The sequence below is a fragment of the Pedobacter steynii genome, from assembly GCF_900103665.1.
GTDB classification, from domain to species: Bacteria; Bacteroidota; Bacteroidia; order Sphingobacteriales; family Sphingobacteriaceae; genus Pedobacter; species Pedobacter steynii.
Window position 1 is genome coordinate 28,798 of sequence record NZ_FNGY01000001.1, and the last position, 25,292, is coordinate 54,089.

At 45.2% G+C, this 25,292-nt stretch carries 16 protein-coding genes; 6 read left to right on the forward strand and 10 right to left on the reverse strand.

The window, feature by feature from the left end:
- Positions 1-14: 14 nt before the first annotated feature.
- Positions 15-14,057, forward strand: a complete 14,043-nt coding sequence (locus tag BLQ87_RS00055; RefSeq protein ID WP_074603881.1) for a hypothetical protein — start codon at positions 15-17, stop codon at positions 14,055-14,057.
- Positions 14,058-14,085: 28 nt separating this feature from the next.
- Here the strand turns inward: BLQ87_RS00055 and BLQ87_RS00060 are convergent, their stop codons facing one another.
- Positions 14,086-15,825 carry a peptidase domain-containing ABC transporter gene (locus BLQ87_RS00060; RefSeq protein WP_074603882.1) on the reverse strand — a complete coding sequence of 580 codons (1,740 nt, stop codon included), beginning with the start codon at positions 15,823-15,825 and terminating at the stop codon, positions 14,086-14,088.
- A gap of 107 nt (positions 15,826-15,932) precedes the next feature.
- On the opposite strand from BLQ87_RS00060, the gene BLQ87_RS00065 reads away from it, so the two are divergent.
- The 3 genes from BLQ87_RS00065 to BLQ87_RS00075 all read left to right on the forward strand — a co-directional run bounded on the left by BLQ87_RS00065 (position 15,933) and on the right by BLQ87_RS00075 (position 18,175).
- A complete protein-coding gene (locus tag BLQ87_RS00065) occupies positions 15,933-16,568 on the forward strand; it encodes a rhomboid family intramembrane serine protease (RefSeq protein ID WP_074603883.1) in 636 nt (211 codons plus the stop codon).
- Positions 16,569-16,781: 213 nt separating this feature from the next.
- Positions 16,782-17,060 (forward strand): helix-turn-helix domain-containing protein, encoded by a 279-nt coding sequence (locus tag BLQ87_RS00070; protein WP_074603884.1) that lies wholly within the window; start codon positions 16,782-16,784, stop codon positions 17,058-17,060.
- A 467-nt stretch (positions 17,061-17,527) separates the two neighbouring features.
- Positions 17,528-18,175 carry a TetR/AcrR family transcriptional regulator gene (locus BLQ87_RS00075; RefSeq protein WP_074603885.1) on the forward strand — a complete coding sequence of 216 codons (648 nt, stop codon included), beginning with the start codon at positions 17,528-17,530 and terminating at the stop codon, positions 18,173-18,175.
- A 5-nt stretch (positions 18,176-18,180) separates the two neighbouring features.
- On the opposite strand, the gene BLQ87_RS00080 is transcribed toward BLQ87_RS00075, so the two are convergent.
- From BLQ87_RS00080 to BLQ87_RS00095, 5 genes are all read right to left on the reverse strand, one after another.
- Positions 18,181-18,864 carry a Crp/Fnr family transcriptional regulator gene (locus BLQ87_RS00080; RefSeq protein WP_074603886.1) on the reverse strand — a complete coding sequence of 228 codons (684 nt, stop codon included), beginning with the start codon at positions 18,862-18,864 and terminating at the stop codon, positions 18,181-18,183.
- Positions 18,865-18,945: 81 nt separating this feature from the next.
- On the reverse strand, positions 18,946-19,158 hold the full coding sequence (locus BLQ87_RS33400) for a hypothetical protein (protein ID WP_143010286.1): 213 nt from the start codon (positions 19,156-19,158) through the stop codon (positions 18,946-18,948).
- Positions 19,159-19,475: 317 nt separating this feature from the next.
- Positions 19,476-19,769, reverse strand: coding sequence for a hypothetical protein (locus BLQ87_RS00085; protein WP_074603887.1), 294 nt, complete (start codon positions 19,767-19,769; stop codon positions 19,476-19,478).
- A gap of 11 nt (positions 19,770-19,780) precedes the next feature.
- The gene (locus tag BLQ87_RS00090; protein ID WP_083361617.1) at positions 19,781-20,203 is read right to left on the reverse strand and encodes a MauE/DoxX family redox-associated membrane protein; all 423 of its coding nucleotides are present in this window, start codon (positions 20,201-20,203) and stop codon (positions 19,781-19,783) included.
- Positions 20,204-20,369: 166 nt separating this feature from the next.
- Positions 20,370-21,365, reverse strand: coding sequence for a zinc-dependent alcohol dehydrogenase family protein (locus tag BLQ87_RS00095; protein WP_074603888.1), 996 nt, complete (start codon positions 21,363-21,365; stop codon positions 20,370-20,372).
- A 124-nt stretch (positions 21,366-21,489) separates the two neighbouring features.
- Between BLQ87_RS00095 and BLQ87_RS00100 the strand changes: the two genes are divergently transcribed.
- Positions 21,490-21,834, forward strand: coding sequence for a winged helix-turn-helix transcriptional regulator (locus tag BLQ87_RS00100; protein WP_074603889.1), 345 nt, complete (start codon positions 21,490-21,492; stop codon positions 21,832-21,834).
- Here BLQ87_RS00100 and BLQ87_RS00105 read toward each other — a convergent pair.
- Both BLQ87_RS00105 and BLQ87_RS00110 read right to left on the reverse strand, forming a co-directional pair.
- Complete coding sequence (locus tag BLQ87_RS00105) at positions 21,813-22,295, reverse strand: GNAT family N-acetyltransferase (RefSeq protein WP_074603890.1); 483 nt, start codon at positions 22,293-22,295, stop codon at positions 21,813-21,815. The two genes, BLQ87_RS00100 and BLQ87_RS00105, sit on opposite strands and share 22 nt — an antisense overlap.
- Before the next feature lie 46 nt (positions 22,296-22,341).
- Complete coding sequence (locus BLQ87_RS00110) at positions 22,342-23,142, reverse strand: PAS domain S-box protein (RefSeq protein WP_074603891.1); 801 nt, start codon at positions 23,140-23,142, stop codon at positions 22,342-22,344.
- Between the two features lie 230 nt (positions 23,143-23,372).
- Between BLQ87_RS00110 and BLQ87_RS00115 the strand changes: the two genes are divergently transcribed.
- Positions 23,373-24,287 (forward strand): DUF6268 family outer membrane beta-barrel protein, encoded by a 915-nt coding sequence (locus BLQ87_RS00115; RefSeq protein WP_074603892.1) that lies wholly within the window; start codon positions 23,373-23,375, stop codon positions 24,285-24,287.
- 62 nt (positions 24,288-24,349) lie between these two features.
- Here the strand turns inward: BLQ87_RS00115 and BLQ87_RS00120 are convergent, their stop codons facing one another.
- Positions 24,350-24,649 (reverse strand): JAB domain-containing protein, encoded by a 300-nt coding sequence (locus BLQ87_RS00120; RefSeq protein ID WP_083361618.1) that lies wholly within the window; start codon positions 24,647-24,649, stop codon positions 24,350-24,352.
- Positions 24,650-24,836: 187 nt separating this feature from the next.
- The gene (locus tag BLQ87_RS00125) at positions 24,837-25,247 is read right to left on the reverse strand and encodes a hypothetical protein (protein WP_074603894.1); all 411 of its coding nucleotides are present in this window, start codon (positions 25,245-25,247) and stop codon (positions 24,837-24,839) included.
- Positions 25,248-25,292 lie beyond the last annotated feature (45 nt).

Sequence of the window (25,292 nt, forward strand, 5' to 3'; positions counted from 1 at the left end):
CAAAGCTTACCGTATTGAAAAGTTTCCTTTATTTCGCGTTTTTATGTTTACTATTTATTGGAAATTCGGCTTCCGGACAAGGTCATTTTAGTGTTTTAAATGGAATTCCGACCTTGGCGGTTCTGGATCAGACGAGCATTCAGCAACCTAAAACCGGAATGCTCATTTACAGTACGGTTCAGGAAAAACCATTGATCTATACCGGGATTGCCTGGGAAAGCTTGTGTACGAATACGATCGGAACGGTGACTGCCGAGGATTATTTTATGGTGAAAGAGGGGATTTCCTATTTGCCTGTACTGAGCAGTCATCCTGAACAGGCCAGGGAACAAGGGGTCATTTATTATTCTTCCACGAATAGAGCGGCCATGATCTATGACGGGGCTGGCTGGACTAAAATTCAGGATCTTCAACAGCGTAATTTTTCAGAAAATAAAGGTTTCGCAGCAGGGAAAGACCTGAAAGCGTTCAAACTTCCGGTGCTGGGCAATGATCCGGCAGGAGTTACGGTGAATAAAGGTTCGTTTTATATCAATGCGGTATCGCGTCTGATCCGTTATTACGATGGAACCGCCTGGCAGGATTTAAGGTGTGCGGCAGAAGTGCTTACCCTTGCAGTAACAGACATTAAGGGGACTACGGCTGTTGGAAATGGAAATGCGCTCAGTAACGCCGGTTCAGATTTCAGCATTGTTGGTCTTTGCTGGAGTACGAATGCCAACCCGGATATCGCACTGAGCACAAAAACAAGTACGGGAGTAACAGGCGGCGGTCTGGGAGTTTTTACCGGAACGATGAAAGACCTGATGCCAAATACGGTTTACCATGTCCGGGCCTATGCGACAAATAGCCAGGGAACCGTTTATGGGGAAGACCTGGTTTTTAAAACCGTCTTTGATCTTCCGACGATCATTACCCTCCCAATAACTGAGATTTCCAGCATCACTGCTTTCAGTGGCGGAGACATTACGAATGATGGGGGAAGTCAGGTTTCTGCACGTGGAATCCGCTGGAGCGTTAAAGGAGATCCGCTGGAGGATAAGGATGCTGTGATTACGAATGATGGTTATGGCGTAGGCCTCTTCCCGAGTTCAATTGTTGGACTGCTGGGAAATACGACCTATTATGTCAGGGCCTATGCGGTGAATAGCCAGGGCACCGCTTACGGTAATTTATTGCAATTTATAACGCCTCCTGCAGTACCGCCATTATTGAGTTCAGCTACGGTCAGCGTGACGGATGTAACCAATAACTCGGCAAAAGGAAGCGTGAATATCCTGAATAACGGTGGCGCGGTCGTTACCAGCAAAGGTTTTGCATGGAGTACCGACCGCATCAGCTGGATTCATGGGACATCGGCTACGGCAAATCCAACAGATATCGGGGTCTTTATCGCAAACCTGACCAATCTTGTACCGGGAACAACCTATTATGCCAAAGGGTATGCAACCAATAGTGCCGGAACTTCTTATACCAGTGAAACGAGTTTTATCACGAACTCTTTAGCGAGAATTACAACAGAAAAGGTGAACTCGATTACCGGGGTCACTGCCTTCAGTGGCGGACTGATCATCCATAACGGAGGTTCATCAATTAGCCTGCGTGGGATCTGCTGGAGTAAGGAAGCGCTTCCAACAATGGACCTTCCGACAAAAAATGAACAAGTTATGTCGGGGGATGGAATCGGCTATTTTAGTCTTCCAATCGAGGGGCTTGTTCCCGGAACCACTTATTATGTCCGTGCGTATGCGGTAAATGATGTGGGCGTATCTTACGGAAACCAGGAAGTTTTCAGCACCGCGGATTATCCGGTAGTGCGGACCTTATCTGCAGGTTCTTTCTTTAACAATACCGCAAAAGCAGGAGGTCAGGTGCTTCAGGATGGCGCATCACAGGTAATTTCCCGAGGGATTTGCTGGGGTACGGAAGCCAATCCTGCAATTGGAAACAGCTCGGTGAGTACCAATGGTGGTGGCACAGGGATTTTTAGTACCGTACTGACTGGATTATTACCCAATACCGTCTATCACATGAGGGCTTATGCGACGAATGTAGTCGGCACTGCTTATGGTGAAGACAAGACTTTTAGCCTGATTCCGGAGCTGCCTTTAGTAAGCACGCAAGCGGTTACAGCGATTACGAATATGACCGCAACGGGTGGTGGTATTGTTTCCGCCAACGGCATCGCAGATATTACCGCCAGAGGAATCCATTGGAGCATCACCGGAGATCCGGCAGATGATCCTGCCGCTGGAATGACCAATGATGGCGCTGCCGCAGGAACTTTCCAGAGTTTCATGAAAAACCTGATGGGAAATACCGCCTATTATGTCCGCGCTTATGCGACAAACAGGTTTGGAACTGCCTATGGGGATTTACTGGAATTCCATACCTCAGCACCTCAGCCACCTGTGCTGGCTTCTTCCTCACTTTCTATTTACAACATCACCGATACTCAAGCGACCGGAGATGTCACTATGCTCAACAATGGAGGGACAAAAATCCTTTCCAAAGGGATTGCTTACAGTATCGACCGGATCAATTACCTGAATGCAGAATCAGTTACAGTAAATCCAAATGATATTGGAAACTTCAGAACACAGCTGAGCGGCTTAACACCGGGAACTGTATATTATGCAAAAGGATACGCCACAAATAGGGAAGGCACAGCTTATACCGTAGAAAGGAGTTTCATCACGCCATTAAACATCAGTCTGATGACGCTTCCGGTTACACTCGTGACCAACAGTACCGCAGAGAGTGGTGGTGCAATCCTTGTTTCGGGAAGCGCCGGCGTTACGCACCGTGGTCTGTGCTGGAGCACCAGTCCAAACCCGACAACCTCAGATTTCTTAACCAGCAGCGGATCTGCTGCGGAAAATTTTGTGATCAGAATGACCGGATTAACTGGAAGTACCAAATATTATGTCCGTGCTTATGCAGGCAATAATTCGGTTACTGTTTACGGAAATACAGAAACGTTTGTTACCGCGCCTCCGGGACTGGCAACGGTAAGCACTGTGTCGATAGATCAGATTGGTGGCGTAACGGCCATGGCTAACGGAGCACTCTCCGACGAGGGGGGAAGCCCGGTAAGCTCAAGAGGGATTTGCTGGAGTACTGGCGCTGATCCAACGATTACAGACGGTGCTAAAGAAAGTGGTTCCGGAAGAGGGACTTTCTCTGCTTTCATGACTGGCTTAAGCCCACTTACTAAATACCATGTCCGTGCTTATGCGGTAAATGAAATCGGGGTGGTTTACGGAAATGAACTGATCTTTACAACGGCCACGACAGCTACGCTGACTACTTTACCTGCAACAGCAATTACGGCAAATACGGCAAACAGTGGCGGGAACATCAGCAGTGATGGTGGTACCCCGGTCACCGCGAGCGGGATTTGCTGGAGTACCGCAGGCTTACCGACAATCGAAGATCCGCATACCAGCAGCGGACCTGGAATCGGGAACTTTATTCATGGCTTAAAAGACTTATTTGGAAGTACAACCTATTATATCCGCGCCTATGCGACCAATAGTGCAGGGACCGTTTATGGGCAGGTAGAATCATTTGTAACCGCGCCGCCGGTATTGGCAAAGCTGAATACAACTGTGGCCAGAAGTGGTTTGAAAGGAATCACCGGAATTAGCGGTGGGAGCATTCTGCACAATGGAGGAGCGGCAATTACGGACCGTGGTTTGGTCTGGAGTACCAGCAGAGGCTTTGATCCTGAAGCAGCAGCTACACGGAGGATCACAGAACTTGGCAACCTGAGTTTTGCCATGACAATGGAGGGGCTTTTACCTGGGATGACGTATTATGTCAGGGCTTTTGCAACGAATAGTGCCGGCATCTCTTATGCGCCGAATGAAGAAAGCTTTACGACTTTTAATCTGCCTTTAGTGAGCACTACCGCCATCCCAGAGGGAACGGTTACAAGTACAGAAGCGCTTGCCGGCGGAAATATTTCTGACAACGGGGGAACTGAAGTTTTGGCGAGTGGTCTTTGCTGGAATACCTCCGGAAATCCGGTCCTGACGAATGACCATACTTCAAATGCAATTGGTATGGGCAACTTTGCCAATAAAATCAGCGAATTGCTGGGAAGTACAACTTATTATGTCCGCGCCTATGCGACAAATGCAGTGGGAACTGCTTACGGGGCAACCGAAAGCTTTACCACACTTCCTCCGGTTCTGGCAACGGTAATTACCGGGGCAGCGGAAGCGACCTCTACCACAACCGCCAAAAGCGGGGGTACGATTTTAACCCATGGTGGTGCGGTGGTGACCACAAGAGGGGTGTATTGGAGCATACAACCTTATTTTAATCCGGATACCATCACGCTAAATAAAACAGCAGAAACAGGTTATTTTACGGGTAGCTTTAGTGCCCAGTTAAATGGCCTGAAACAACATACCACGTATTATGTACGTGCCTATGTGGTCAATAGTGCCGGGATTGCCTATGGCAATACAGTAAGTTTCATTACCCCTCAGCTTCCGGTATTGACGACTGTATTTGCCCGTCCAACGGGAAGTACTTCCGGTCTTAGCGGTGGCGATATCTCTGATGAGGGCGGTTCAAATGTCTATACACGAGGTGTGGTCTGGTCTGAGTTGCCGGTCTTTAACCCGGATACGGTTACCGTCAACAGAACAAGCAATGGCAACAGGGGAGGTATATATTCGAGTACGCTTAAAAATTTAAAAGCCAATACCACTTATTATGTTCAGGCTTATGCAACCAATGTGGCCGGAACGAATTACGGGAACCTGCTCAGCTTTATCACCGATCCTCCTGTACTCGCTACTTTAAGTACAAGAGCAGTGACCGGAATCGGAGGAACTACGGCCTGGTCGGGAGGAGATATTTCCGATAATGGCGGTGCGGCGGTAACGACAAGGGGATTGGTCTGGAGTACACAATCAGGATTCAGACCGGATACTCTGGTCGGAAATAAAACCGTGCTGCCGGGAATTGGAAATGGAGGTTTCAGTAGCAATATGACTGGTTTACAACCTGGCACAACCTATTATGTGAGGGCTTATGCCCTGAACAGTGTAGGGCTGGCCTATGGGAATGAACAGTCCTTCACAACGTTTATTATTCCAACGGTAAGCACCACTGCAGTAGCTGTTTCTTCCGCAGGGATTACGGCAACAGGTGGAGGAACCATACTGAGTAACGGAGGGACCCCGGTGACCAATCAGGGAGTGGTATGGAGCACCAGTCCGAACCCTGCATTAGGAACATCCCAGCAGACGAGTCATGACAGTGGTGCAGAAAATAGTTTTAGAAGTTCCATCACCAAACTGGAACCGGTAACCTTGTACCATGTGAGGGCTTATGCGATTAATAACCAGGGAACAGCGTATGGAAATGAACTGACCTTTACCACACCGGCGATCCTGCCTACGCTGACCACAACTTATATCACCCCCTCTTCAAAATCTTCTGCCACCACTGGTGGAAACATCAGTAAAGATGGGGGAGCAGCAATCACTTCAAGGGGTGTGGTATGGAGTCTGGACCGTAATTTTAATCCGGATGCGGAAACGCAGAAGAGAACCAGCAACGGTACAGGAACAGGAATTTTTACCAGCGAAGTGACGGGCTTAAACTTAAGCATGGCTTACTATGTGCGTGCTTATGCCAGCAATAGCGTTGGAACGGCTTACGGAAATCAGGTCACCGTCACCTTATTCCCAACCGCACCGATCCTGAGCACAAATGAAGCGACTGAGCTGACAGGAACCACGGCAAAAAGTGGTGGGGTCATCACCAGTGACGGCGGTGCCGATGTAACCCTGAAAGGACTCTGCTGGAGTATCCGGACCAATCCTACCATTAACGACAGCAGGACAAATAATGGAATCGGACTGGATCCGTTCAGCGGAACGATGACGGGTTTGTTACCGAATACTTTATACTATGTAAGGGCTTACGCACAGAACAAAATAGGGGTTGCCTACGGACTGGAACAACGCTTGTTAACGAATGCCTATCCGACCCTGACCGTGACGACAATGGCAACCGATATCAGAGCAACCACTGCAACCAGTGGGGGCGATATTACCGACGATGGAAGAACGCCGATCCTCAGCAGAGGAGTAACCTGGAATACCACAGGCAGTCCGACCATTGCGCTGAGCACCAAAACCGTAGACAATACCAGCACCGGTATCGGTAAGTTTGTTGCACAACTGAAAGGATTGACGGATAAAACAACTTATTATGTACGGGCTTATGCCACCAATGCGGTAGGTACAACTTATGGTAGTGAAGTGGCTTTCAGTAGTCTGGAAGTGATGTTGCCAACGATCCTTACCAATACGGTAACGGGAATCAGCAGCGTTGCTGCTATAGCTGGCGGCGACATTGCCGACGATGGCGGCATGCCGGTAACCGCACGTGGAATTTGCTGGAGCCTGAATCCGAATCCGGTGATCCTGGCAGGATCGTATCTGCAGCATGCTGCAGGTGGTATTGGGAATTTCTCTATTCCTTTTTCAGGATTAACGCCGGGAACGAAATATTATGTCCGTGCTTATGCGACCAATCTGAAGGGAACAATTTATGGGAATGAACAGAGCTTTGTGACCCTTGCTGCGCTTCCTACGGTAAGCATGGTGACGCTGAGCAGGCCGACAATGACAGGTACGGACGGATCGGCAAGCGTAACGAAAAACGGAGGAGATGAAGTCACCGACCGTGGGTTCTATTGGAGTAAACTGGCTAAAACACCGATCTTGCCTTTGCATCCGGATAGCTTGATTTCTGTTGGCACTACCGTTCCTTTTACCATGAGCATTAACAATTTAACAGAAGGCACGAGGTATTATTTCTGGGCTTATGCAGTCAATATAGCAGGTACAGGATTTAGTCCGGCACCAGCCAGCTTTACCACACCGACTTTACCAACGGTAACGACAAATAAACCGACTTCCATTCTGAGTAATTCTGCCGTTTCCGGTGGTTTTGTGGGCAGTGATGGTGGAATGCCGGTGACAGTAAGAGGACTTTGCTGGAGTACAGAAACAAATCCGACAACCGCAGTGTCCACGAAATCTGTTGATGGTGCAGGGCTTTCCGGATTCACGACGAGCATCAAAGGATTGCTTACCGGTACAAAATATTACATCCGTGCCTATGCAACAAATAGCCTGGGTACCAGCTACGGAAACCTCGATAGCCTGACTACATTGGATCTTCCAATGTTAACGACTACCCCGGCAAGTTCCATTTTAACGGCTTCTGCAGTGACTGGTGGAGAGATCAGCAGTGATGGCGGCGCGCCGGTAACCTCACGCGGAATTTGTTGGAGTACTTTGAAAGACCCAACCATTTTATTGCCAACCAAAACGATCGATGGTCAGGGTAAAGGTGTTTACATAAGTAACATGACCGGACTGTTGATCGCTACAAAATATTATTTCAGGGCCTATGCAACGAACAGTGTGGGCACGGCTTACGGGGCGCTGGACAGCTTAAATACCCCTGCAATTCCTCCTTCGGTAAGCAATGTTAAGATCTCCAGCATGAGCGATGTTGCGGCAGATGGATCGGCGGAAGTGACTTCCGATGGAAAGGCAGACATTATAGAACGCGGTTTGGTCTGGAGCACCAAAAATAAGATTCCAACGGTCGATGATCAGAAGCTGAAGGATGCTGGAACCGGCCTGGGAATTTTCAACCTTTCGATGAAGAACCTGGCAGAAGGTCCAACCTATTATGTCCGTGCTTATGCGACGAATAGTGCAGGTACAGGATATAGTCCTGAAGTGATGAGCTTCAAGATTTGTCTCCCCTTTACGATGATTCACAAAGCCGGGTTAAATGGGGCGCCGGTAGACAAAACGATTACCTATAAAACGGTGGCCACAAACATTTCAGGTGCGGCACGTTGCTGGATTGCCCAGAACCTGGGCGCAGATCAGCAGGCGGGAGCTGTTTCCGATGCAACCAGCGCTTCAGCAGGATGGTACTTCCAGTTTAACCGCTCGCAGGGCTATGAATTTGATAACAATACGCGCATTCCTGCGGCCAATGCCTGGACAGTATGGAAAACAGACATTACTGAAAATGCAGACTGGTGGCCGGCAAATGATCCGTGTAACCTGCTTTTAGGTGGAGGATGGAGAATCCCAACGGCTACAGAATGGACCTCAGCGGATGCAGCCCCTCAAAATTGGGGCAAAGATATTGATACCTATAACTCCGTACTGAAACTACATAATGCAGGATTTCTTCCACAGGGAACAGGCGTGTTGATCGAACGCGGGAAAGTGGGTAATTACTGGAGCAGCAATCAGTTTAGCGGAAGCGGTTTTAGCTTTGGAACCTCTTTTGCGATGACAGGAAGTGCCAGTTCAGTGCTGGTTGGAACTTATGGCAACACCTATAAGGCAAATGGAATGCCATTGCGTTGCATCCGCGATACCATCGTGCTGACCAGGCCGCTGTTGAGTAATGTAAGCATTCCCGTTTCAGAGATGACAGCGAGTTCTGCAGAAGGATCGGCAACGGTTGTGTCTGATGGAGGAACCGCGGTAACTGCGAGGGGATTGGTATGGAGCAGCACAAATGTATTGCCAACGATCGCTGATCAGGTATCCGTTGAAGGACAAGGAGTGGGTAGCTTTAAAAGTATACTTGGCAGTTTGTCCGAAGGACCAACCTATTACGTACGGGCTTATGCGACGAATAAAGCAGGGACGAGCTATAGTGCAGAGGTAGCCAGCTTCAAAATTTGTAATCCGTTTACAGTGGTACACCGGGCCGGGTTAAACGGGGCAGCTGCAGATAAAACGATTACTTATCAGACAGTGAGCAGTAATATTTCAGGGGCTGCACGTTGCTGGATCACCCAAAACCTTGGTGCTGACCGTCAGGCCACAAGTGCTACTGATGCGAGCGAGGAGGCTGCAGGTTGGTACTGGCAGTTCAACAGGATTCAGGGATATCAGCATGATGGAACTACGCGTACGCCATCCAATGCCTGGACACCATGGCTTGGTGCCATCAGTGAGAACCTGCATTGGCTTCCTGCAAAAGATCCTTGCGTGTTGTTACTCGGTTCGGGATGGAGGTTGCCTACGGGACTGGAATGGACGGCCGCAGATGCGCCTCCACAGAACTGGAATACGCAGGTGGAAGCCTATAACTCGGCATTGAAATTACATGGGGCCGGGTATATTACCAATGCTGCATCATCTCCTTTAACGGGCCGTGGTAGTGTGGGCTATTACTGGAGCAGCACAATGTCTACAAATGCAACGGTAGGCCGTGGACTTTATAACAATGGCTCGGTAACACTGGGTGATATCGATAAGGCAACTGCATTGGCCGTTCGTTGTATCCGCGATGAGATTACCGAAACGATGCCTTCAGTGAGTAATGTAACCGTTCCGGTTTCCGGGATGACTGTCGCCACTGCTGCGGGAACAGCAAGTGTCGGGATAGAAGGAACGGCTCCGGTAACAGAACGTGGTTTGGTATGGAGCAGCATAGAAACAGTCCCAACCTTAGCGGATCAGAAAGTGATTGACAATGGTAAAGGGATGGGCGAATTTACGGGAACCCTTACGGGCCTGACAGAAGGCCCAACTTATTATGTCCGTGCTTATGCCAGCAGCCGACTGGGAACAGTTTATAGTGCTGAGGTGAGCAGTTTCAAAATTTGTAATCCGTTTACCGTGATTCATAAGGCAGGGCTGAATGGCGCACCTGTAGATAAAACCGTTACTTATAAAACAGTAAGCAGCAGTATTTCCGGTGCCCCCCGTTGCTGGATCACCCAGAATCTGGGCGCAGAAAAACAGGCCGGTTCTGTTGCCGATGCCACTGTGGCCGCGGCAGGTTGGTACTTCCAGTTCAACCGTTCACAGGGTTATGAATTTACCGATGCAAGGATTCCTGCTGCGAATGCCTGGACACCATGGAGAGTAGACATCACCGAAAATTCAGACTGGCTGCCGGCCAATGATCCATGTAACCTGCTTTTGGGTGGGGGATGGCGGATTCCAACGACTACGGAATGGACTACGGCAGATGCTGCTCCTCAATACTGGTTAAAAGATGCAGATGTTTATAAGTCTGAACTGAAATTACACAATGCAGGATTTTTGCCACAGGGAACTGGCATGTTAACCGAGCGGGGCAAATCAGGTGCCTACTGGAGCAATAACCAGTATGCTTCGAACGTGAGTTTTGCAAATGCCTTTGTCATGGGCAGTGCAACGAGTTCGGTAATGATCGGTACTTATGCCAATACCTATAAAGCGAATGGAATGCCATTGCGCTGTATCAGGGATGCAGTAGTCTTGTCTAAACCGGTGTTGAGCAATGTCACTGTTCCCGTTCCGGCGATGAAGGAAACGACTGCTGAAGCATTGGCAACGGTTGCCTCCAATGGTGGATCGGCAGTGAAAGCAAGAGGTCTGGTATGGAGTACCAGTAATTTGATTCCCACAATTAACGATCAGGTACTGACCAATGGTTTAGATACTGGAAGCTTTAAAATTACAATGACTGATTTGGCAGAAGGGCCAACCTATTATGTTCGTGCTTATGCAACAAATGCCAGCGGAACGGGCTATAGCGGAGAGGTTACCAGTTTTAAAATCTGTAATCCCTTTACAGTGATTCACAAAGCCGGACTGAATGGGGCAGCTGTAGATAAAACGGTCACCTATCAAACGGTGAGCAGTAACATTTCGGGGGCTGCACGCTGCTGGATCGCGCAAAATTTGGGTGCTGACCGTCAGGCTACAAGTGCCACAGATGCGTGCGAGGCGGCTGCAGGCTGGTACTGGCAGTTCAACAGGGCTCAGGGTTATCAGCACGATGGAACCATACGTACGCCATCCAATGCCTGGACACCATGGCTTGGTACCATCAGTGAGAACCTGCATTGGCTTCCTGCAAAAGATCCTTGTATGTTGTTACTGGGCTCGGGATGGAGGTTGCCTACCGGACTGGAATGGACAGCTGCAGATGCACCTCCACAGAATTGGAATACGCAGGTAGAAACCTATAACTCGGCATTGAAATTACATGGGGCCGGGTATATTACCAATGCGGCATCATCTCCTTTAACGGGGCGTGGTAGCGTAGGTTATTACTGGAGCAGCACAATGTCTACAAATGCAACGGTAGGCCGTGGACTTTATAACAATGGCTCGGTAACGCTGGGTGATATCGATAAAGCAACTGCATTGGCCGTTCGTTGTATCCGTGATGAGATTACCGAAACGCTGCCTTCTGTGAGTAATGTAGTCGTTCCGGTTTCCGGGATGGCTGCTACTACTGCCGCGGGAACAGCTACGGTTTCCCCGGAAGGAACTGCTCCGGTAACAGAACGAGGTTTGGTTTGGAGCAGCACAGAGACAGTTCCAACATTAACCGCCAATAAAATCATCGACAATGGCAAAGGAGCAGGCGTATTTACAGGAGTCCTTGCCGGTTTAACCGAAGGGCCGACTTATTATGTCCGTGCTTATGCCATCAGCCGATTAGGAACGGTTTATAGTGCGGAGGTGAGTAGTTTCAAAATTTGTAATCCGTTTACCATGATTCATAAAGCAGGGTTGAACGGAGCGCCTGTAGATAAAACGGTTACCTATAATACAGTAAGCAGCAGTATTTCCGGTGCCCCCCGTTGCTGGACTACCCAGAATCTGGGCGCAGCACAAGAAGCAGCCTCAGTTACAGACATTAATCCGGCTGCTGCGGGTTGGTACTTCCAGTTCAACCGTTCACAGGGCTATGAATTTACCGATGCAAGGATTCCTGCTGCGAATGCCTGGACACCATGGAGAGTAGACATCACCGAAAATTCAGACTGGCTGCCGGCCAATGATCCATGTAACCTGCTTTTGGGTGGGGGATGGCGGATTCCAACGACTACGGAATGGACTACGGCAGATGCTGCTCCTCAATACTGGTTAAAAGATGCAGATGCTTATAAGTCTGAACTGAAATTACACAATGCAGGATTTTTGCCACAGGGAACCGGCGTGTTAACAGAGCGGGGCAAATCAGGTGCTTACTGGAGCAATAACCAGTATGCTTCGAACGTGAGTTTTGCAAATGCCTTTGTCATGGGCAGTGCAACAAGTTCGGTAATAGTTGGCACTTATGCCAATACCTATAAAGCGAATGGAATGCCATTGCGCTGTATCCGGGATGCTGTGGTATTGTCTAAACCGGTATTGAGCAATGTCACTGTTCCCGTTCCGGCGATGAAGGAAACGACTGCTGAAGCATTGGCAACGGTTGCCTCCAATGGTGGATCGGCAGTGACGGCAAGAGGTCTGGTATGGAGTACCAGTAATTCGATTCCAACGCTTAATGATCAGGTCCTGACCCATGGCTTGGATACCGGAAGCTTTAAAATTACGATGGCTGATTTGGTTGAAGGGCCAACCTATTATGTTCGTGCCTATGCGACCAATGCCAGCGGAACGGGCTATAGCGGAGAGGTTACCAGTTTTAAAATCTGTAATCCCTTTACGGTGATTCATAAAGCCGGACTGAATGGGGCAGCTGCAGATAAAACGGTCACTTATCAAACAGTGAGCAGTAACATTTCGGGGGCTGCACGTTGCTGGATCGCACAAAATTTGGGTGCTGACCGTCAGGCTACAAGTGCCACAGATGCGAGCGAGGCGGCTGCAGGCTGGTACTGGCAGTTCAACAGGATTCAGGGTTATCAGCATGATGGAACTACGCGTACGCCATCCAATGCCTGGACACCATGGATTGGGACCATCAGTGAGAACCTGCATTGGCTTCCTGCAAAAGATCCTTGTATGTTGTTACTGGGCTCGGGATGGAGGTTGCCTACGGGACTGGAATGGACAGCTGCAGATGCACCTCCACAGAACTGGAATACACAGGTCGAAACCTATAACTCGGCATTGAAATTACATGGGGCCGGGTATATTACCAATGCGGCATCATCTCCTTTAACGGGGCGTGGTAGCGTGGGTTATTACTGGAGCAGTACATTGTCTACAAATGCAACGGTAGGCCGTGGACTTTATAACAATGGCTCGGTAACGCTGGGTGATATCGATAAAGCAACTGCATTGGCCGTTCGTTGTATCCGTGATGAGATTAACGAAACGCTGCCTTCTGTGAGTAATGTGGAGGTTCCGGTTTCCGGAATGACTACCGCTACAGCCGCGGGAACAGCTACGGTAGCGCTTGAAGGAACGGCAGTGGTGACAGAACGTGGCCTGGTTTGGAGCAGCACAGAAATAATCCCAACATTAACGGCTAATAAAATCATTGACAACGGCAAGGGAGCAGGCGTATTTACAGGAGTTCTTGCTGACTTAACCGAAGGTCCAACTTACTATGTACGCGCGTATGCGATCAGTAAAGCAGGAACGGTTTACAGTCCGGAGGTGAGCAGTTTCAAGATTTGTAATCCATTTACGGTAGTTCATAAGGCAGGGCAGAATGGAGCACCTGTAGATAAAACGGTGATCTATAAAACAGTGAGTAGCAGTGTTTCCGGTGTTCCGCGTTGCTGGATTACCCAGAACTTAGGTGCGGAAGAGCAGGCCATTTCAGTTACAGACATCAATCCGGCTGCAGCTGGTTGGTACTTTCAGTTCAATCGCCAGCAAGGTTATGAGTTTAGTACAATCCGGACTCCAGCTACCGTATGGAGAGCAGACATTACTGAAAATTCAGATTGGACAGTAGCGAATGATCCATGTGCCTTGCTTTTAGGTGCCGGATGGCGGATTCCAACCACAACGGAATGGACTACAGCAGATGCTGCTCCTCAATACTGGTTAAAAGATGCAGATGCTTATAAGTCTGCATTGAAATTACACAATGCCGGGTTTTTGGCACAGGGAACGGGCTTACTGACAGAGCGTGGGAAATCCGGCGCTTACTGGAGCAATAACCAGTACACTTCGAACCTGAGTTTTGCAAATACCTTTGTCATGGGGAGTACAACGAGTTCTGTATTGATTGGAGCTTATGGCAATACTTACAAAGCGAATGGGATGTCCTTACGTTGTTTGAAAAATTAGTTTTTAAGGAGAATGAAATGACATTTAATCAGGAGTTAAAAGCGATGAACCTATAAGGATCTTCTACCTGTCCTTGTTTGATCACATAGATCCGGTCTGCAAGTCTGGTGGTTTCGGTTTTGTGGGTGATGAGGATGATGGCCATCTTGCTTTTAAAACGGGTAAGGAGTTCCAGTGTGAATGTTTCAGTATTGGTATCCATAAAAGCAGTTGCTTCATCGAGTAACAGCAATTGTGGCCTCCGGTACAATGCTCTTGCAACGCCAACCAGTTGTCGCTGACCGGCAGAAAGCTTCAGTTTTCCTTCTCCGATCTGGGTCAGGTAACCTTGGGGCAGGGAAGCAAAAAAACGATCTAAACCAGTATGAGTGCAGAATTCCATAATTGAGGAGGGGCTTTGCTGAGGACTGCCGAGTGCGATGTTGTCTATTAGTGTTCCGTTAAAGATTTTCACCTCCTGCGGTACCGTAGCCATGATGTTCCTTAAAGAGGGGGTAGAGATGTGTTGGATACATTGCTCATTTAAAGTAATCAATCCGGATTGTGGGGTGTAAAGCTTTTGTAATATCGCGAATATGGTGCTTTTTCCTGCGCCACATTCACCGAGTAAGGCGATACTTTCTCCAGGACCCAGGCGGAACGATACGTCCCGTAGGAGCGGGGGGCAGCCTGGAAAGGAAAAATGTAGGTTTTTGACCTGAAGTGACCGGAAGTTGATGCTTTGTAATTCGGCCTTCTCCTCTTGTGGGTATTCGGGTTTCAGACTGGAGAAATTGTAAATGCTTTCTACGATCAGGTTAAGTTGAGCGAGCTTGATTCCGACTTGTGAAGAGCGGCAGATCGCAGGGATCAGAGCAATGCTCATGATAATGATGGCAACCATCCCGCCGGTTTTTAGTTCATGTCTGATTACGAGTAAATAAGAGAGTCCTGTGAGGAGAAGGGTAAAAGCGACCGACAATAAATCTGTGAACATCATGGACTTATTTTTTGATTGCCATAGGCGTTCTTTTTTGTCCTGAAGGTTGCTTTGGATCTCTTCGGTTCTGGCCAGGAAATGATCTTCCGAATTGTGGTTTTTTATCGCTTCAATGCTCTGGAACATACTGAGGTATTGTGCTTGCTGAGCTTCATTGGTTCGGTTTAGCGCGGATTGTTTCCGCTTTCCTTTTTTGAAACTAAAACCAATAAACAAGAGGAAGGAAAGGCCTGTGAAAAGTATGGATGCAGCTGCGGTGGAATACCATGCGATAAGAATGGTCGTGGATAAAATGAAGAGCAGGTCCATGAAAAGAAGATCTGTCAGGTAAGAAATGATTTTTTGAAGGCCTTTATGTTCAAGGAGACGAGCGTGTAATTCCGGGGTGCTGTGGGTATCAAAAAATGATTTTGGCAAATGTAAGACCAGGCTGAGAAATGAGGGTAATACTTTACTGCTGATTCTTTTGTTTTGAGAAAACAGTAGTTTTCTACGGAAATATGCCAGGCCGGAACGGAGTGTCAGGCTCAGAAATAAAAGTATAAATCCAATAATGAGCTGTCTGTGGTTTCCTGTTGGCAGCAGGTCGTCAATTAATATTTGTGAAAAGATGGCGATAGAGAATCCGAGTATAGTGATGCCTAAACCAAGAAGCATATTGCCTATGATGAGGCCGATTTCAGCTTTTATTAATTTGCTGAGCCATATCCATTTAACCAGGTTTTTTCTGGGAGAGGAAAAAAAACCGGTAGCTATTCCGGCAGGGATTGAGGGCGGATTTCTGCTCATGATTCCTACAAAATTCTATCAATCACGATCAAAACACTAAACCACATTGTTTTAATTTAGAGCTATAGGTTTTAAATTAGAAGTTATTTTTTTGTCATTATTGTCCTATGTTATCAGACTTTAGCGCTTCGCTCTGTCCAGCACCCGGAATCATCCTTATCCTCGTGTTTACCGCATTAGTAAGTATCTATGCCTTCTATCACCAAAGGGTCTATTTTTCTTTCCTGCTCCATCCTTACAGCATCGCCAGAAACCGGAAATTTTATACTTTGGTTACTGCTGCGCTGGTTCATACCAGCTGGTTTCATTTGACATTTAACCTGGCCATTGTTTACATTCTGGGCGCGATGGTGGAGCGGGAATTTAGCCGTATGAGTATCTTTGGTCATACCATCTTCTTAGCCCTCTATTTCTTTGGTACGCTTATCGGTAACCTTGGATCAGTTCTGGTTCACCGGAAAGATTTTTTCTTCCGTAGTGCAGGTGCTTCGACAGGAGCACTGGCCATTCTTGGGAGCTTCTGTATCATAAATGCGAACGAGAGTTACATTAAGCTTCCTTACCTTGGAGAGGTCCTGAATATTCATTTTATCATCGTCTTCATTCTAGGTTTAATGTATGAGATTAAGTTCGGGAAAAAAGACCATATTGATCAGTATGCTCATCTATTCGGAGTTCTTTCCGGCATCATCATTACCCTCTTGTTTTATCCGGATCTCCTTAAAATCATCAGGATATTTTAAGGATAGAAGGTGATCCCTGTTTATGGGTATCATTTGGCGATAATTTTCCAGTTGGAATATATTTGCTTCATTATTTATTTTGCATTTTATAAAATTAACTGTAATTATTTTGTTTAACTAAATTTAAGATTTAAGACTGGGCAAGAGTTTTTATATTTGATCTGATATGTTTAGCGTAATTCTTGTTATATTCGTAAAGATTGAAATAAAAATATGCAGTTTGGTAACGCCATAAGGATACAGAGAGTGATAAAAGGTTACAGTCAGGAATATATGGCTTCGAGACTCAATATTTCTCAAAATGCCTATTCTAAATTGGAAAGGGAGGAGACGGAATTGAGCGTAAGGAGGATTTATGAAATCGCAGAGATATTAGAAGTTTCTGTTTATCAATTACTTCCTGATGTGAGCTCCAGCAGTGTCGTGAATCTTTCAGGCCTTGGGAGATTGGTTACAAAAAGCCGCACGTTCTTTAACGGTTTATTCGGTTAATGCCTGGAAAAAGCCTATTTGTTCTTCCTGCCTCATCTATAAGGTAACAGGTTATTATGCTTAAAGGTTAAAATTTTTAATTGCTCATCCGGCCGGTTAATTGTTTGAATATATTTCTCTTTATAATTTATATTAAACGTTTAGGCTATAAGTTAAAACCAAAAGTTTTAATAGATTAATAAATTACGATTTAATTTTACGGGAATTCCAGTTATAACTTAACGCCAGTATTAAAGATTGGTTGTTGTTACGAAATGTGGAAGAGTATTTTATTAACCCTCAGTCATTAACACTCTTGCCATGAAAAATAACCTACAAAACGCCGTCTTCAAGGATTTTAATGACAGTTCAGGTTTTAGCCAGTTAGCTATTCCTTTAAAAGTTAGGGAAGTATAAATCCTTAAATAAAGAAATAGAAATGTTAGCCATTAAATTGTCCGTTAAATGAAAACCTAAACGTTGTTTCAATGAGTAATTATAAGGAAACCGAAAAGTTGAGAGATAGTCGCAGGACTAAACGTAAACTTTATGATGCAGTTGGAGATATTTTGAAAACCGAGGGCTACAGTGGGTTAGGCCCTAATAACATCGCCAGGTACGCCGATGTTCACAAAAAATTGATTTATAGATATTTTGTTGGCCCCCAGGAATTGATTGAGTCTTATATCCTGGAGAAAGATTACTGGACAAAATCCTATAAAAGGCTTCCTGAAATTTTGGAGGCCAACCGCCATGATTTTGGAAGAAACCTTGCCGGAAATATGCTGGCCGAGAACCTGGAATATTTTTCTGACAGTCCTGAATTACAGAACATCATTCTATGGGAGATCAATGGGAAAAGCCAGATGATGAGTAAGATCGCCAGGTTCCGGGAAAGTATTAAATCTGAATTGTTTGAGTTGACAGATCCTTATTTTGAGGGTTCATCTGTGAATTTCAGGGCGATAGAGGCGGTGTTGATTTCCGGAATCAATTACCTGGTACTGCATTCAAAGAATAGTGATAGTAATTTCTGCGATCTGGATGTCAGGAAGGAATCCGACAGGAGGGAAGTTGTTAAAGCATTAAAGCAACTTGTCGGATGGGCATTTGACGCCGCTGATAAAAATGGGTAACCTTGTTATTTTCTGGAGGTTTTAATCTTGATGCGCTCCAGGTGCCGTCGGGTTACATTCATATAGGAAGCGAGTGTGTCGTCCTTTACATTCTGGTGGACAACAGGCATGAGCTTGACCATACTCTGGTATCGTTTTTCCGCATTTGGAATTCGAAGCATCCGCTCTCTGGCATCAGACTGGAGTTGTTTCTCTTCCAGTAATTTGAAGAAGATCTTGGCAATGTCATTCGATTCCAGCGACATTTTTAAGCAGGAATGATGGCTAATGGATAACAACGAACAATCGTCCAGGGACTGGATGTATTCGTTACAGGATTCCTGCGAAAAGAAATTGTGGGGAATGATAAACTGATCCGGCCCTGCAAACCAGGTGGTAATGGTTTCTTTTTCTCCCATATAATATCCCCTTAACAAGCCTTTCTGAATAAAGAAGATGCGGTCAGGAACCTGCTCTGCACTAATCAGAATTTGATTCACCGATAAACTTAAAGGATTAAAGTCTCTGTTTAGCGTCTGAAAGATTTCGTCAGTGACGGGACATAACGATCCTATTTTTCTTCTCAGCGCAGTATGTATCATAGGGGTTTTTGTTTTATGCAATAACTGTTCTGCGATTTGTAAATCAATATGTGGAAATGTTGTCTTTGTATACAACATGTCGCCGAAGTAGGGTATCTGTTCTTTCATAATAATTTCAATTCTTTAAGTCTACATACTCAAACTTAAATATCGATTTTGTGGAAAGTGGTGACATAAAGAATTATTTTTTTAATCTCTTAAGATTACCTTCTCATTGCTTCGTCGACTGCTCAGTGCTAATACCATGTAGCAGATCACATCGTAGTCTATGTAAGGATAAAGATCTCCCGATGTGAAAATGGAACAAATGGTCCTGCTTCCTGAACAACCAGGATCAGTATGTCCGACTTTATAATGAGTTGGATTTAAGGAATCTGTTCCTATAAATGTATACCATTGCATAATGTCTGTTTTTTTAATCGCCGATACACTATAGTTAACACAGGAGGACCCCTCCTGTGTCAGTTCCCAAAGTTTTAATGTTTGTAATAGTGAGTATGGTTCTTAAATTAAAATTATACTTACTCTTTTCAGGGTTTTCAGTATGTCCCTTTGCCTGCTTTTATGGGTATCTGGCATCTCCCTTAATAAATACCAAGTTAATTAGGAAATGCAGCCTATTGCCGGACAATTGTCACTTTTTTTTTGGACAATTGTCACAATTTTTCCCGACAATTGTCCAAATCGTTATAAAACTAATGGGAAAAGTATATCGGAGATTAAACGGTAATGGTTTTGTTAAACAGGTAGTTATGACATACGATGTTGACCGATTCCTGTTCACGGCCTGAATAATGTAACCGAACATTGGGCGTTTCCCTGTTGTTCCATAGTGCGGAAATCATTTCAAATTTTAGCTGCTCAGAAATCAGGGGATGGTTATGGCCATCGTCGAAGGCCCGGATGGCACAAATGGCTTCTGTTCCACAGCAGGTAGGCTGGGCATAAACTTTTTCATAGTTGTATTTCGTAGTAGGGTCATTGCCCAGGCTTAAGATGTACCAGGATAGCATAGTCGTTTGATTTAGTTTGTCCCAAATTCCATTAAGAGTATACCTGCGACTGCAATACAGGTCAGGATGAAATTTACTTTGAAGTGGGTGTTCCACTTCATTCCTCTGAAGATGCCCCCGCAGGGACAAGGATACCGATCGTAGAAGCCATATACTGCTCCGCCAATGTAAATCGTAAAGGTTAGCATCAGCAGGGCCGAAAGATACATGCCCAATAACCGGGTATCGGGTAACCACAAAAATACGATCAGCGCTAACTCTGTAACAGGCAGTGTCCAGAATACTATTTTTCCAACCCATTTGGGAAAAGCCTGACTTCTTAACCCCCGTCTGAACCTGGGTAGATCCCGGAATTTAGAAATAGCCGAATATGCCCATAAGAGAATCAGAATCGTAGTAATGAGAAGAATAAAAAAAGGGATAATGTTCATCATCGTATTCAATTTTCGTATGAATACTAAGTTACGTGCCGAAGGGGGGCGTTGATTTGGACAATTGTCACATATTTTGCAGACAATTGTCACATCTTTTACGGACAATTGTCTAGGTAAAGCCTTAAATAAAGTGGTCTCATGCCACTCTATTTAGGGCTTGATGTGCTTAATTCAGGTCCAGGACGATCTTCCCAAAATGTTTTCCTGCTGCAAGGTATTCAAAGGCTTGTCTGGCTTCTGAAAAAGGAAATACCTGATCGATTACCGGACGAAGATCCGCTTTTTCAATCGCCTGGTTCATTTCCCTGAAAGTGTCTTTCGATCCTACCAAAACACCTTTAACAGAGAGTTTTTTCTGTAAAAAGTCAAAGATGCTCAGGCTGGTTTCTGCGCCATTTAAAAAACCGATGATGATGATGCGTCCGCCAAATCTGCAGGCTTGTATGGACTCTTTAAATCCGGTTCCGACCACTTCCAGGGCAAGATCTACCCCTCCGAGTGCTTTCACTTTTTCCAGCCAGTCGGGCTGTGTTTTATAATTGAAAACATGATCGGCACCCATTGCTTTAGCCCGCTCCAGTTTCTCATCCGAGCTGGAAGTGATGATCACCCTGGCGCCAGCCAGTTTCGCAAACTGCAAGGCAAATACGGAGACACCGCCAGTTCCCTGAAGGAGTATGGTTTCACCTGATTGAAGTCCGCCGGCCTGATGAAGGGCTTCCCATGCTGTTAAGGCTGCGATAGGGAGCGTTGCCGCTTCCTGAACGCTTAAATGAACAGGGCTTTTCACGAGGGCTGCTTCTGGCAGGCAGATATAAGTGGCGAATACACCTGCTGTACCAATTCCCAACCGGTTTTCGAGGCCTTCAGGCGTTAAATTCCCGGATTGCCATCCAGGGGTAAAATGGGTAGAAACGGTATCTCCCGGAAGAAAACTGCTTACTGCGGAACCGATGCGGAGTACCGTACCGGCGGCATCAGAGCCTGGAATATGAGGGAGTTGATGGCCGAAATCTCCCTTGATCACCATAAGGTCCAGGTAGTTTAGGGAAATGGCGGAGACTTTAACCAGCACTTCATTTGCTGCTGGTTCCGGCACCTGGCCTGCTGTTATATTCAGGTGATCGATTCCATATTTTTTATTTACAATCAGTGTTTTCATCCTTTTTGATCTTTAATTTCTTCAAAGCTAGGATAGTAATATCTTTGTGTCAAGTATGCACCTTTTGGTATCCTACAGACTAAAAACATACTAATGCTGATTATCAGGTGTAAAAATAACTAAAATGACAAAAAAGCTCAATTCAGATCCGGTTTGTGCCGTAGATTATGCCTTTCAAAGGATCGGAGGGAAGTACAAAGGCAGGATCATCTGGTACATCCACACCCATACTGTTCTTCGCTATGGAGAGCTTAAGAGGAGCATTGTGGGCATTACTCCAAAGATGTTGACTCAAACCCTGCGTGAGCTGGAAGAAGACGGCCTGTTGATCCGAAAGGTATACAACGAAGTTCCGCCAAAGGTGGAATATACCTTAACCGAATCTGCAAAGGAACTCATTCCTTTTATAGATCATTTGCGGGAATGGGGAGATAAGCGGATGGGGAATTACAAGATCAACTGCCAGTAGCTGACATCGATCCATTTGTTGAACTTGTGTCCAATCTGGCTCAGGTGTGCAACTTTACTGAATCCAAGACGCTCATGCATCCTGGTGCTTTTTTCATTTGGCATCAAAATTCCGGCTACGATGGAATGCATTTTCATTTCCTTCAGTTCTTCGATCAGCTTACGGTATAAAGCCGTTCCTGTTCCTTTATCTAGGGCTTCAGGATGCAGATAGATGGAGCTGCTCACCGTAAAACGATAGGCAGGGTTTTCTTTCCATTCCGTGGCATAGGCAAAGCCCAGCACTTTTCCTTCTTTTTCATACACCATGCAAGGGAATCTGGAAAGAACCGGATTGAGTTTATCCGAAAATTCGGTCTCTGTCAACGCTGCTTCGTCAAAAGTTAGTAGCGTATTTTCCGCATAGTGATTATAGATCTCCCTCATCGGGTTAAGATCAGATGGTGTAAACTGCCGGATCATTTTTAGGAAATTGTTTTATTTGATGTTGAGCTCAAAGGTACATAATTTATTTTACTGCTGCCTCTTCATTGATCTGATGAATGATAAGATCCAGATCCATAGTGCTTTGGTGTAAGTATTTGACCAGTTCTTTTTGTTCTTCCTGATCAGTTTCCTCCAAAATCAATTCTGTGAGCGCCATAATTGAGGCAACAGGTTTCCGGATTTCATGTGAATTTAGCCAGGAAACAGCCTTTAATTTCTGGTGTTGCTGTACAATAAGATCTTCTTTATGTTTGCTGTCGTCGATGTTGTTTTCTATAGACATGTAACCTTCCAGTCCACCTTTTGCATTAAACATAGGAGAAAGATTAAACTGCGACCAGTATTCTTTACCGCCTTTTGCATAGTTGACCAGTTCCCCGCTAAAGAACTCTTTGTTGTTGATCGCTTTACTCAGTGTTTTTACGACTTCCATGTCTGTTTTAGGGCCATATAATAAGGCACCATGTGTTTTTCCCAAGGCCTCCTGCATGGTATAACCGGTCACCTTCACAAATGCATGGTTTACCCAGGTAATGTTTCCTTTAATATCTGAAACAATAACCAGATTGTTCATCTTATCGATGATTTCTGTCATTCGTTTGTTATTGCCCTCTGCCAGTTTTTTTTGCTCCCTTTTTAAAAGGAAGTACAATAAGAAGCCTGTAGCAAAGACATAAAAGATGCCTTTTAGGGAAGCGGTATATCTTGCTATTTCAGGAGTTAAATAAGACTCCATGGTTTTTAAGAAGCTATCGCTAAGTGTGATCCATAAAACACCTAATACGATATAAATGATAGGAATTCTATAGTCTCTTGCCTTCAAGTTTTTGCTGTTTCATCGAGTAAATCGGGATATCCCGCTAAGCTGCAAATGTATTAAAAAAATGAAATTCAGCTTAATTTCTATAAATCTTATTGACAGCGGGTTACTGACAAGCGGTAAATCTGCTTTTTGTCAACACAGGATGACCAGTGGTCAATAATATTTCCGGAGGGGCCGGAACATCCGGTAATTCGCCGAAAAATATATTTAACCACTGATTTATAAAAACTATGAAAATTTCAACGTACTGCCTTATTGTTCTGGCAGCATTTTTCACCTTAGATAGCAAAGCACAAATGGAACCGGGAATAAGGCTGAAAGGCGAATATATTCCTTTCTCCAATTATAATCCAAACGGTAATGGCGATTCCAATACCGGGAAAAGTGATATGAGAAGAATCGAAGGTGGAATCGGAATCCCTTTATCGGTAAAGCTGGATTCTCTGGGCAGACCGAAAATCTGGGCGGTGTCGCTTGACGGGTCTTATGCTTCCATCAAAAATCGTGATTTTGAAAAGAGCCTTTTTCCGAATGAGCTGTTAAATGCAAGTATTGGCCTGATGCACATGAGGCCAATGAGTAAAACCTGGAACATTATGTTCATGGCTTCAGCAGGGGTATATACGAATATGAAAAAAATCAACTACGCTGATGTTTTAGCGATGGGAGGGGTGATCTTTATTAAACAGTTCAATCCGAGAACAGCTTTGGGATTCGGGCCAATGGTGTCGAATAGTTTTGGTGTACCTATGATCTTACCTGCGATATATTTTACCTGGAAGACAGAGGGGAAATTCCAGGTCCTCGTGAATTTCCCTCAGCGGGTTGAGGTAGGCATGAAAGTAAATGAGGCCATCAATCTGAAAGCAGTTGGGGAGATCAGCTCCATGACCGCTGATGTGGACCGCGAAGATAAATTTATGTTGTCTTACCTGCAGGTGGTTACTGGTTTAAGGCCAGAATTTAAAATTGGCAAATCCCTGAGTATTGAGCTGACCGGAGGTTACTCTGTGTACCGCTCGATGACCTTTACCAGCAGAAAGTTATCCGACTTTTTTAAAGATAAAAGCAACGAGAAGAGCTCTTATTTTAAACCGGCACCTTATGGGGCAGTGGGGATAAAATGGAATTTCGGAAAGAAATAGGGGGAGATTAAAACCGATGTCCTCTGTTGAGTTGCTGATCTCAATAGGGGACATCGGCTTTTTTATAAAAGCTGGTGCGCGGAAAAACTGTAATAACCTTCCGGGCTGATGATCAGATGATCTACAATTTTTAAACCCAGTAACCAGGCCGATCTTTTTAAACTTTCGGTTATTCTAAGGTCGTCCTGACCCGGTTTAAGTGATCCGGAGGGATGATTATGAGCAAGGAGGATTCCATTGGCAGCTCCCCTTAAGACAATGGCAAAAACCACTTTCGGATCTGCAAGAACTCCGCTAAATTCCATCATCTTAAATTCTTCTATCCTTGTACCAATTTTGAAGGAACAATTGGTACACATCATCAATTCCCTTTATTTTTGGCCGGTCTGCAGCTTTAACTTTAGGATGATAACTTAAAAAAAAATAATAATCTTGACTCGTTCTTCAAAGGGCTTTAATACATACTTTAGGAAAGAGAAATTGTTGCGGTAATTTTCAACTATAAAAAAGCCCCAAAATGGAGCTTCGCAGTAATAGGATGAATAAGAATTATAATTTACTCACTTTTTTCATATTTGCATGCAAATCCCTATAACCACTGGTGTCATTGATTTTTGAAATTTCAGCTGTTAAATTCAGGATGCTGTTCTCAATAGTTTCCAGGCTAGCAGTAGAATTCCCTTTTATAAGATCAATATCCCCTTTTACAAGGTTAATGTCTCCTTTGATAAGGTCAATATTCCCTTTTATAAGATCAACGTCCTCTTTTAACAGATCAATATCACCTTTTATAAGCTCAATGTTTCTGTTAACGATGGCGAAGTTTTTGTCTACATATTCAAAGTGTTTTTCAACTTTTTCGAATCCAGTAGCAATGTTATGATTAACCTGCTGCATGTGTTGCAATAATGTGGAAATCGTATTTTCCAGTGCTGTTACTCTTTTATCTAATTTTTCCATATTAAGTTACAATGCTTCGAATATACTTATATTATATTAATATTT

What these genes read in the sequence shown, in the direction of transcription:
- BLQ87_RS00060 (WP_074603882.1), bottom strand. Translation starts at nt 15,825, where the DNA reads ATGAGCAGAAATCCGCCCTCAATCCCTGCCGGAATAGCTACCGGTTTT.
- BLQ87_RS00065 (WP_074603883.1), top strand. Translation starts at nt 15,933, where the DNA reads ATGTTATCAGACTTTAGCGCTTCGCTCTGTCCAGCACCCGGAATCATC.
- BLQ87_RS00070 (WP_074603884.1), top strand. Translation starts at nt 16,782, where the DNA reads ATGCAGTTTGGTAACGCCATAAGGATACAGAGAGTGATAAAAGGTTAC.
- BLQ87_RS00075 (WP_074603885.1), top strand. Translation starts at nt 17,528, where the DNA reads ATGAGTAATTATAAGGAAACCGAAAAGTTGAGAGATAGTCGCAGGACT.
- BLQ87_RS00080 (WP_074603886.1), bottom strand. Translation starts at nt 18,864, where the DNA reads ATGAAAGAACAGATACCCTACTTCGGCGACATGTTGTATACAAAGACA.
- BLQ87_RS33400 (WP_143010286.1), bottom strand. Translation starts at nt 19,158, where the DNA reads ATGCAATGGTATACATTTATAGGAACAGATTCCTTAAATCCAACTCAT.
- BLQ87_RS00085 (WP_074603887.1), bottom strand. Translation starts at nt 19,769, where the DNA reads ATGCTATCCTGGTACATCTTAAGCCTGGGCAATGACCCTACTACGAAA.
- BLQ87_RS00090 (WP_083361617.1), bottom strand. Translation starts at nt 20,203, where the DNA reads ATGATGAACATTATCCCTTTTTTTATTCTTCTCATTACTACGATTCTG.
- BLQ87_RS00095 (WP_074603888.1), bottom strand. Translation starts at nt 21,365, where the DNA reads ATGAAAACACTGATTGTAAATAAAAAATATGGAATCGATCACCTGAAT.
- BLQ87_RS00100 (WP_074603889.1), top strand. Translation starts at nt 21,490, where the DNA reads ATGACAAAAAAGCTCAATTCAGATCCGGTTTGTGCCGTAGATTATGCC.
- BLQ87_RS00105 (WP_074603890.1), bottom strand. Translation starts at nt 22,295, where the DNA reads ATGATCCGGCAGTTTACACCATCTGATCTTAACCCGATGAGGGAGATC.
- BLQ87_RS00115 (WP_074603892.1), top strand. Translation starts at nt 23,373, where the DNA reads ATGAAAATTTCAACGTACTGCCTTATTGTTCTGGCAGCATTTTTCACC.
- BLQ87_RS00120 (WP_083361618.1), bottom strand. Translation starts at nt 24,649, where the DNA reads ATGATGTGTACCAATTGTTCCTTCAAAATTGGTACAAGGATAGAAGAA.
- BLQ87_RS00125 (WP_074603894.1), bottom strand. Translation starts at nt 25,247, where the DNA reads ATGGAAAAATTAGATAAAAGAGTAACAGCACTGGAAAATACGATTTCC.